Origin of the sequence: Nostoc sp. MG11, from assembly GCF_014904695.1 — a bacterium.
GTDB lineage: Bacteria > Cyanobacteriota > Cyanobacteriia > Cyanobacteriales > Nostocaceae > Komarekiella.
This window is the reverse complement of record NZ_JACXXN010000087.1, coordinates 1-10,002: the sequence shown is the minus strand read 5'-3', so window position 1 is coordinate 10,002 and position 10,002 is coordinate 1. Positions and strand designations below refer to the sequence as shown.

Genomic DNA, 10,002 nt, shown 5'->3' with positions numbered 1-10,002 from the left:
GCCATTTAAATGGTTGTTTTGGGTTCATCTCTGTAGCATTTCAGTCTCTTGAAAGAATATAACACTTGCTTAGGCACCTATTTTTGCAACACAGCCTTCCGAGATGAGTTGCGGTTTTGGCAACCTCAATAGTCTTTCACTGTACTGATGGCTTTTTAGACAACCAAATACAAGTACCAAGCCCCGCATCAGAGTGGGGAAAATTTCCGTGCGTCAACATAAATAGGATATTGCAAAATGACCGCAACTATCACAAAACCCAAACCCAAAAAGGCTGCTGCCGCTAGCAAACCACAGTCACCATACAAAAGACTTCATGTGATTATCCCGATTGAAGATATGTTGTGGGCTTCGCAACAAAAGCCATCAGTTACGCAATTGTGGCAAGAATGCTGGACGGCTGACCCTTATGGTTCTCGGTGGATGCCGCTAACAAGTGCTTTGGGTTATAGTACTTTTATCTCTGCGAAGAAAATTCTATCTGAAAGTGGATTATTCATCTTCAAACCCGACAAGTCCATAGAAGATGGCCGAGAAACAGCTAGCTGGATGGTGAAGAATTTGCATGGCAGCCGGATGAAGGAGTTCTGGGAGAAAGCCAATTCTCTTAATCAGCAACCAAATTCTGAAAAACGAGAACCAAATGCTGAGATTTCAGATAAAGATGCTGGCTCCGAAGAAATGGGTGCTTTGTATGAAGCATCTATTTTAGGTAAAAGTCAGTCAGAGCAAGCGTTTGGGAAAACCTCACGAACTACTCAGGAACACCTCACAAACTCTTTTGTAGAGTTTGTGAGGTGTAACTCTGACACGCTTACCGAAATTTCGCACTGTGAGGAGGCGGCGATCGCTACCTTGAGGGTCGCGTCGCCTCTATCTGTCGAGAGCGTGTCAGAGAAAGCGAAAGACTTGCCTGTGGCAATGGACTGCACGACGCTGGCGCTTGTGGATGCTGTACAAAGTAATCCCGCTTCTCTACGAGACGCTGCGCGAACGTTGTTGGCTGAGAATCAGGATTGTGGTGTTGAAGCGATATTCCCTCATGAAGGCGCTTGTTCCGCCGCTCTCGTCGCTAAAAATGAAAAATCTTTAAATTCTGCGATGTCTAACGACAAGCCGTTTCACGTCTACGCTAATCAAACTCAGGGGCAGGTAGAACAGGGTTATTCTGCTACGTTGTTGGTTGAAAATTCAGTTTCAGGTGTAGGAGTCAAAGCAGTTGATAAGGGCGAAGGTTCCGCCGCACCTGTCACCAGCGCTGAAAAATGGTCACATGAGGCGATTGTTGCGCGGTCAAATATGCGACCTGTAAGAAGAGAGAAACTGAACCGAGCGGCGAATTCAGGGGAGAATCCGGGTTTTGACTTCTTGCAGAAGTGTTGGAATAATGATCCGGCTTTGCAGATTGTGATCAAGAAGTTGTTGGCGAAGTTTCCGCAGTGGGAGATTGCGATTGTGGATGGGGTGTTAATTAATTGGGAGGAATAGCGATCTCGACGGTTTGGTTTAAAAATTTGATATACAAAGTTTTGTAATAATTTCGAGTTAACACGAAAAATTAAAAACTGAAACTCATGTCACAATAACAACGGATTTGTAAACCGCCTATTTATAGAAAGCAAAATCTAGTACAGAAAATGCTTGCTCAAATTTTGACATCGCTAGATACGATGTTGGGCTATGTCTTGTTGCTAAGTGATAGGCAGCAATTAACCTGATTTATGATTGACTAAAGTTTGGTGTTGGTGCTATTGGTGGAGATGTGCAAAGTCTGGTTTAAATTTACTTGTTGAGCGTTTTGCTGGGTTTTACGTGAGCACAGCGCTTTGTCTAGAAATAGTGCGTTCTTCAAAATTATCCTGAATAAGCGAATAAGCTGCTCGAGTTATTACAAGCATGAGCCAAGAACGTTGTTTTATCCCGCATAGTAAAAATAGGAGTAACATCAATGTCAATATTTACCGTCACTAACACTAACGATAGCGGTAGCGGTTCACTAAGACAGGCAATTTTGTCAGCTAATGCTTTAACTGGAAAAGACTTGATCAATTTTGATGGTGTGTTTGCAGATAAGAACGCTGATACCATAACGCTTAATGGTAATAGTTTGAGTATTACAGACGACCTAAGTATTCAAGGAACAGGTGCTTCTCTACTTACTGTTAGCGGTAATAATACCAGCCGTGTGTTTGAGATTAGTAGTAGTATCAGTGTTGATCTCGTGGGGCTGACTGTTGCCGATGGCTATTATTTCTTTACAAATACAGGAGATGGAGAGGATTCTTTGATAGGAGGGGGTGGTATTGTCAATGCTGGCACTCTGACTGTAGGTAACAGCATTATCAGTGATAATTCAGTACAGTACCAAGGTGCTGGAATCTATAATTCTGGTACTCTTATGGTAAACAATAGCACTATTACTAATAATACATCAGGAGAATACGCAGGTGGTGGCGGCATCTTCAATACTGGTATTTTAACAGTGAGCCACAGCATTATTAACGGCAACAACGGAGGTCATGATCGTTATGGCAATGGTAGTGGTGGCATCTACAACTCTGGCAATGCAACAGTGATCAATAGCACGATCAGCAACAACTCTGCCAGGTTCGGCGGTGGCATCTACAACTCTGGCGCTTTGGCAATAAATAACACCACTATCAGTAGTAATTCTTCAGAGGTTGCAAGTGGCATTTATAATCTTGCTATCTTAACATTGAACAATAGCACCATCAGTGACAACCAATCAGATGGTGCTAGTGGCGGTATCTACAATGGTGGTACTTTGACTGTGATCAATAGCACGATCAGCAAAAACTCGGCAATTTTGGGCGGCGGCATCAACAATTCTGGTACTACAACTATAAGCAACAGTACCATCAGCAGTAACTCTGGCGGCATCCACAATGATGGAACTTTAACTCTGAGCAACAGCACTATCAGCAGCAACCCCAACCGTGGCATCTACAATAACGGTAATTTGACCGCGAGCAACAGCACTATTACGCTTAATACGGTTTCTAATGAAGATTACCCCAATGGAGAAAGTGGTGGTGCTGGTATCTACAACTCTAATTCTGGCTCTGCTACAGTGAAAAACAGCATTATTGCTGGTAACACAAAAATTACTTATGGTGATAAGCAAACTAGCTCCAATTCCGATGTAGCAGGCAATTTTACCAGTAACGGATTCAACCTTGTTGGCATTCTTAATGATAGTACGGGCTTTAAGGTTAGCGAACAACTCAACGTTCCGATTACAACAATTATTGATACTACGTTGAAGAACAACGGTAGTGTAACCAAAACTCATGCCCTAGTCACTGGTAGCAGAGCCATTAATGGTGGTAAAGACGCAGACATCCCGGCTGATACTACAGACATTGATGGCGACGGCAATATCACTGAACAAGTATCATTTGACCAGCGCGGTTCTGGCTTTAAGCGCATCTCTGGTAGTCGAGTAGATATCGGTGCGTTCGAGGCAGTTGTCAATGTGATTAACGGTACACGGAGTCGGGATCAAATCAAAGGGACTGCTGGCAACGATATCATCACTGGATTTCAAGGGGAAGATATCTTGACAGGCGGGGCAGGGGCAGACGAATTTGTTTACACCAAATATCGAGATGCTGGTGATACGATTACTGACTTGAAAGTTGGCACAGACAAGATTATACTGCGGCCACTGTTTGGTAGCCTTGGTCTAGGCAATCTGAGTTATGCAAATGCAGTTGACGGCGGCTATTTGAGCTTTGGTAGTCAGGGGACTGATACTGTAGTCTTTATCGACCTGGATGGTTCTTTTGGTGCTGGTCGGCGCTTGAAGTTGGTTAAAGTCAACAAGGTAAGTAACACGGCACTAAACAATGCTGTTAATTTTGCATTGTAATTTTAATTTAGTTCGGTTCAATTAGCCTCTGAACTGGTAAGTAGCAATCAACCAGTGTAGATATCTACGAAAATAGAATTCCACGGTGGTAATGCGTGAGCTACCAGGGCAAACGCATCTAAAGTATAAGAATCCTTTAATAGCAAGGGTTTCGGCGTTTTTTAATTTATTCTATTTTTTCGTCAAGATCCTTGCCCAATAGGGGTTTCAGAAATGCCGCGCGTTTGCCCTGCGTGAGCTACTGATTCGCTCACTTACTCACGCAACACCAACGTGAGCGGTTGAACTGTCTGTGAAGGTATAGTTGAGAAAAAGTAATTAACTTGACTCAAAGTAATCAAATAACATTTGGTAGAACTGACGAAGCTGTTATAACTCGTCCCAAGTCCAAAAAGTCTGTTGCTGCTAGCAAACCCTAATCGCTGTACAGACGGCTTCACGTGATTATCCCAATCGAACATATCCCTGTTTTGTCAGTTTGGGAGAACCCAACAGATGAAAGCCTTTCAAAGCTTTAATTTCTGAGTTTTGGCTATAAATTTTAGTTACTGTTAGAAAATAAAAGCTTAAAGCTCAGAATATTGCTTCGATTATTGTTTTCCGAGAGTGACAGAACAGGGATATGCTGTAAGACATCGCAACAAAAGCCATCAATAACACAATTGTGGCAAGAATGTTGGACGGCTAACCCTTACGGTTCCCGGTGGATGCCTTTGTCCACTGGACTGGGTTACAGCACTTTCATCGCTGCTAAAAAAGTTTTGTCTGACAGTGGACTGTTCATTTTCAAACCGGACAAATCGATTCAAGACGGACGTGAAACCGTTGGTTGGATGATTCGGAATTTGCACGGCAGCAGAATGAAGGAATTTTGGGAGCAGATTGATTCTGCGTCACAAAAACAAGATGCTGAAAAACTAGAACCAAATTCTGAAAATACAGAGATAGATGCTGCCTCTAAAGAAATACATGCTTTGTACAGAGCATCTATCTCAGATCAAAGTCAGTTAGAACAAGGGTTCCTGGAACCCTCACGAACTCCTCAGAAACACCTCACGAACTCTAGTGAAGAGTTCGTGAGGTGTGATTCTTCCACGCAAAACGAAAATACGCGTCAAGAGGTGACGGCTGACGAGCCTTTTGGGGGCGCGTCGCCTCAGATTGTTGAGAGCGTGGAAGAGGAGAAAGAGTTACCTGCGGTAAAGGACTGCACGTCGCTAACGCTCGTGGACACTGTACAAGGTCAATCTGCTTTGTTGCTGGGAGAAAACCTCTTTTGTGATGTTGAGGCGAAAATCCCTCATGAGGACACCTATTCCGCCGCGCCCGTTGTCCTGAATTTTGAAGAACCAGCCTCACCCAGCTTTTCCACTTCGTTAAAAGCTGAAAATTTGGTTTCAGGTGATGACAACAAAACTCTTCATGTTGACCAAAGCTCTGCCGCACCTGCTCCCAGTGATGATAAATGGTCGAGTGAGGCGTTGTTTACCGCCGTTCGCGGAGCGTCTCGTAGAGAAGGCATCGCAATTCGTTCAAAAATGCGACCTCTGCGTATGGAGAAACTGGAGTTGGCAGGGATGCTGGGGGAAAAACCTGATTTTGAGTTTCTTGTGGAATGTTGGAACGATGATCCAGCGTTGCAAATTGTCATCAGGAAGTTGCTGGCGAAGTTTCTGCAATGGGGAATTGAGTGTGTGGATGGGGTGCTGGCTGATTGGGAGTAGTGATTATCTTCGGCGGACGGATACGCCATAGCCCAAGTCATGATGAAATTGGCAATTCTTCTTTGCGTTGCTGATAATAGTTTTAGAGCTAATTATTCAAGAGGTCTGATTGTGGTTTCTGCTCAAACCAGTTCCCCAAAGGTAACAACTCACCTTACTTTAGACGAGTATCGGGCTATGGAACAAACTAATCCAGAACGCCACGAATACCGCAACGGAGAGATTATTACTATGTCGGGAGGTTCGGAATCTCATAGTGCCATCGCCAGCAACTTCTTAATTTACTTAGGGTTTTTACTGAGAGATACTGATTTCCGCTTGTATAACAGCGACTTACGAGTTTGGATTCCTGAATATCAGTGTGGTACTTATACCGACTTGATGGTTGTTAATGGTGAACCAGAGTTCAATGGCAATCGCAATGATGAAATTCTCAATCCAATAGTTATTGTTGAAGTTCTATCGCCCTCTACCGAAGCATACGACCGAGGCGAGAAATTCCGAAAATATCGCTCTATTGCCAGCTTTTGTGAATATATGCTTGTGAGCCAAACTGAACCCTACGTTGAGCAATATCACAATCAAGATCGTAACAGTAACGATCGCTGGCTATGGCAAGTTCACTCTAACCTTGAACAGACGATCCTTGTGCATAGCTTAAACGTAGAAATTCCCCTGACTGAAATCTATCGTCGCATTAATTTTTAACAAACTTAATAACTAACCTCCTCCAAAAACTCCTCAAAACTCTGATACACGCTTTCATCCTGGCGTAAATCATCAAGCCTAAATTCTTTCCGCATCAACCCAAAGCGGAACATTACATTGGAGCGACAACCGCCCCTAACAGTATTTTCTAAAAACAAAACTGCACCGAAGCACAGTTTCGATTCAGAAGTAATTCGTCCTTCATGAGAGTCAGAATAATCGACTGTTTTGTGGCAGTGGAAAGCTTTATCATGCGTAATCGCTTGCAGAATATCATGCGCTTTTTCAAGCGAAAGTGGATAAGCTACAGATTTTCTGAATGGGCAATCTTTGCAGGGTTGTTTCATTTTATACTACTTGATAATACTGCATATTTACCACCAAAGTTTTGGCGTTGCTGAATCAAGATATGAATCAGGCGAGCGCTGCAACCATACGAGTGGTACACATCTTGACTGGCAGTGAACCATACTTAAGATAATGTATTAACAATCGAATAGAAAATTTCAGCATTTGTTCTGTCTTGGAGTAACAGAAAGTTTTACGATGTAGTCGAGCAAGATAATGACGAAAACGACTGTTTTCCCCTTCAACCCTGGTCATATAGGTTTTACTAACAAGATGGTCTTCGTCGCTAATAAAACAAGGATAAACTGGGTAGCCATCTGTAACATAAAAATAAGAATGCCAACAGCTTACAGTCTGCCACAAAAGCTTAAAAGTGCCGGAACTGCGATTCCCCAAAATCCAAGCTATAACACCGGGAATGTGCTTATTCACTGCTGTCCACAACCAAATTTTGTTTTTTTTTACCAATAAATGTTTCCAACTCATCAATTTGGGTAATCTCTGGTATTTCATCCTGTTCGGGTGTATCAGGCAAAGTCTTACCAACCTCTTTTATCCAACTGATGACAGTCGTATGATGCACTTTTTTCACCCGTTCTATTGCCCGAAAGCCAGAACCATTGACATACATTTCTAAACATTCGCGCTTGATTTCTTCTGAGTAACCTTTCGGTTCATAAGAATCAATAAACTTACGACCACATTTCACACAGATGTAATTTTGCTTACCTCTTTGTTTACCATTTTTGCGAATATGGGTTGATGCACACCTTGGGCATTCCATAGTGATCGCACTAATTCATATTTCTATTCTGCAACGCCGGGATTATTACTTGTTTAAGTAAAGTCAAACTCTTCGTAATAAAAAATGGATATTTGCTGTTTGTCTACTAACTAATGAGAGATTGTTTTATTCAATCTCATATCATAATATGCACTGGTAACGGAGTATTTTTATACATATATTATGCCAGGGTTGTATTTGTAACAGTCTAAAGCAGTCTTTAATAGAAGTCAGAAGTTAGAGGGAAGGAGTCAGAAGGAAAACCCTTCTCCACTCTTGCCAATCTTCTGGCGATCAAAGGAAGCAAAGGTCTGAGTCCCCCGCCAAATTCGTCCTTCTTCCCTCTGACTTACTAGCTAAATAAAGTGATGTTTATCTTTGAAAAACCGGAGTCACATAAGTAATGGCTACATTTAATGTCAGTAACAGCAACGACAGTGGTGCTGGTTCGTTGCGGCAATCAATTTTATCAGCTAATGCCCTGACTGGAAAAGACACCATTAACTTTAATGGAGTCTTCACTGATAATATTGCCGATACCATAACCCTTTCTGGTAGTAGCTTCCAAATTACAGATGACCTGAGTATTAAAGGCACAGGTGCTTCTTTGCTAACTATTAATGGTAATAATGCAAGTAGTGTCTTTGAAATTAGCAACAACGTTACTGTTGAAATTGCCGGACTGACTGTTACCAATGGCTATAGTTCTGATGCTAGCGGTAGCATCACTAATAATGGCACTCTAACGCTATTGAATAGTGCCATCAAGAATAATTTTGGTTATCTCGGTAGTGGCATCTATAACTCTGGCACTCTCACGCTAAAAGACAGCACTATCAGTGACAACTTGGGATATCTGGGCAGTGGTATCTATAACTCTGGCTCCCTTACGATAAAGGACAGCACTATCAGTAAAAATTACACTTTATCTAATGGGAGTGCTGGTGGCATCTATAACTCTGGCTTCCTCACGGTAAAGGACAGCACTATCAGTGACAACTTAGGGGGTAAGGAAGCAGGCGGCATCTACAATTCTGGCGGCACTGCAACGGTAACTAACAGCACTATTAGCGGTAATAAGTCATCTGATTCTGGTGCTGGCATCTATAATTCCGGCATCTTTAGCATTAGTGACAGCACCATTAGTAGCAACCAGATAACCATTGATAATGATGGTGGTGGTATCTATAATTCTGGCTCCCTGACGATTGACAACAGCACTATCAGTAGCAACTCGGCAGAAGCAGGCGGTGGTATCTACAATCAAGGTAAACTAGCGCTAAGTAATAGCACTATCACGCTGAATACTGCTTACAACTATTATCAGAACGGCGGTGCTGGCGGTATCCAAAATTCTGGCTCTGGCACTGCCACAGTCAAAAACAGTATTATTGCTGGTAACTTTGATACACCCCAAAAAGATTCGACTAACACTACTAAGCCCGATGTAGTAGGTTTGTTCAGCAGCAATAACTTTAACCTGATCGGCAACTTAAATGGTAGTAAGGGCTTTAATGCAAAAGAACAGCTTAACGTTGGCATCGAACGAGTCCTAAATACCAACTTACGATACAACGGTGGTGCAACCAAAACCCATGCCCTAGTCACTGGTAGCAGAGCCATTAATGGTGGTAAGAACGCAGACATCCCGGCTGATACTACAGACTTTGATGGCGACGGCAATACCACTGAACAAGTGCTCTTTGACGGGCGTGGTTCTAGCTTTAAGCGCATCTCTGGTGGTCGAGTAGACATCGGCGCGTTTGAGGCAGTTGTAAATGTAATTAATGGTACACGGAGTCGGGATAAAATCAAAGGGACTGCTGCCAACGATATCATCACTGGATTTCAAGGGGAAGATACCCTGACAGGCGGTGCAGGGGCAGACGAATTTGTTTATACTAGATACCGAGATGCAGGTGATACCATTACTGACTTGAAAGTTGGTACAGACAAGATTGTGCTGCGGCAGTTGTTTAGTAGCCTTGGTCTAGGCAATCTGAGTTATGCTAATGCAGTTGACGGCGGCTATTTGAGCTTTGGTAGTCAAGGAAGTGATAGTATAGTCTTTATCGACTCGGATGGTTCTTCTGGTGTTGGTCGGCGCTTGAAGTTGGTTAAAGTCAACAAGGTGAGTAGCAGAGCACTAAAAAATGCTATTAATTTCGCATTGTAATTTTAATTTAGTTCAGTTCAATTAGCCTCCCAACTGGTAAGTAGCAATCAGCCAGTAGATATCTACGAAAATAGAATTCCACGGTGGTAATGCGGGAGAAAACCAGGATTGTAGTGTTGAAGCGACAGTTCCTCATGTTCGCCTCCGGTCTCGCAGAGAAGGCACATTTCCCGCCGCGCCCGTTGCTCCCAATTTTGAAGAACCAGCCCAACCCAGCTTTCCCGCTTCTCTACGAGACCGGAGGCGAACGTTAACGGCTGAAAATTCGGTTTTTCGGGTTGTGTTGCAAAAAAGGTTTGAAGTGATAAAATTCTCTAGAACTAAGATTATTTATGCAACAACTCCGAAGATGTCTGCAATAAAATTAACT

General features: G+C 42.8%; 6 protein-coding genes and 1 pseudogene. 5 read left to right on the top strand and 2 right to left on the bottom strand.

Annotated features, from left to right (window positions below; genetic code table 11):
* Window positions 1-237 precede the first annotated feature (237 nt).
* The 4 genes from HCR01_RS35740 to HCR01_RS35725 all read left to right on the top strand — a co-directional run bounded on the left by HCR01_RS35740 (window position 238) and on the right by HCR01_RS35725 (window position 6,324).
* A complete protein-coding gene (locus HCR01_RS35740; protein WP_193200642.1) occupies window positions 238-1,488 on the top strand; it encodes a hypothetical protein in 1,251 nt (416 codons plus the stop codon).
* Window positions 1,489-1,948: 460 nt separating this feature from the next.
* Window positions 1,949-3,892, top strand: a complete 1,944-nt coding sequence (locus tag HCR01_RS35735) for a beta strand repeat-containing protein (protein WP_193200641.1) — start codon at window positions 1,949-1,951, stop codon at window positions 3,890-3,892.
* 662 nt (window positions 3,893-4,554) lie between these two features.
* Complete coding sequence (locus HCR01_RS39585) at window positions 4,555-5,616, top strand: hypothetical protein (RefSeq protein WP_226890015.1); 1,062 nt, start codon at window positions 4,555-4,557, stop codon at window positions 5,614-5,616.
* Between the two features lie 111 nt (window positions 5,617-5,727).
* On the top strand, window positions 5,728-6,324 hold the full coding sequence (locus HCR01_RS35725) for a Uma2 family endonuclease (protein ID WP_193200640.1): 597 nt from the start codon (window positions 5,728-5,730) through the stop codon (window positions 6,322-6,324).
* 5 nt (window positions 6,325-6,329) lie between these two features.
* Here HCR01_RS35725 and HCR01_RS35720 read toward each other — a convergent pair whose 3' ends face one another.
* Together HCR01_RS35720 and HCR01_RS35715 are read right to left on the bottom strand one after the other, a co-directional pair.
* Window positions 6,330-6,671 carry a hypothetical protein gene (locus HCR01_RS35720; protein ID WP_193200639.1) on the bottom strand — a complete coding sequence of 114 codons (342 nt, stop codon included), beginning with the start codon at window positions 6,669-6,671 and terminating at the stop codon, window positions 6,330-6,332.
* Between the two features lie 67 nt (window positions 6,672-6,738).
* Window positions 6,739-7,456 (bottom strand): annotated as a pseudogene (locus tag HCR01_RS35715) (IS1 family transposase).
* 403 nt (window positions 7,457-7,859) lie between these two features.
* Between HCR01_RS35715 and HCR01_RS35710 the strand changes: the two are divergent.
* Entirely contained in the window at window positions 7,860-9,632 is a 1,773-nt protein-coding gene (locus HCR01_RS35710; RefSeq protein ID WP_193200637.1) for a choice-of-anchor Q domain-containing protein, read from the top strand.
* The last annotated feature ends 370 nt before the right edge of the window (window positions 9,633-10,002 follow it).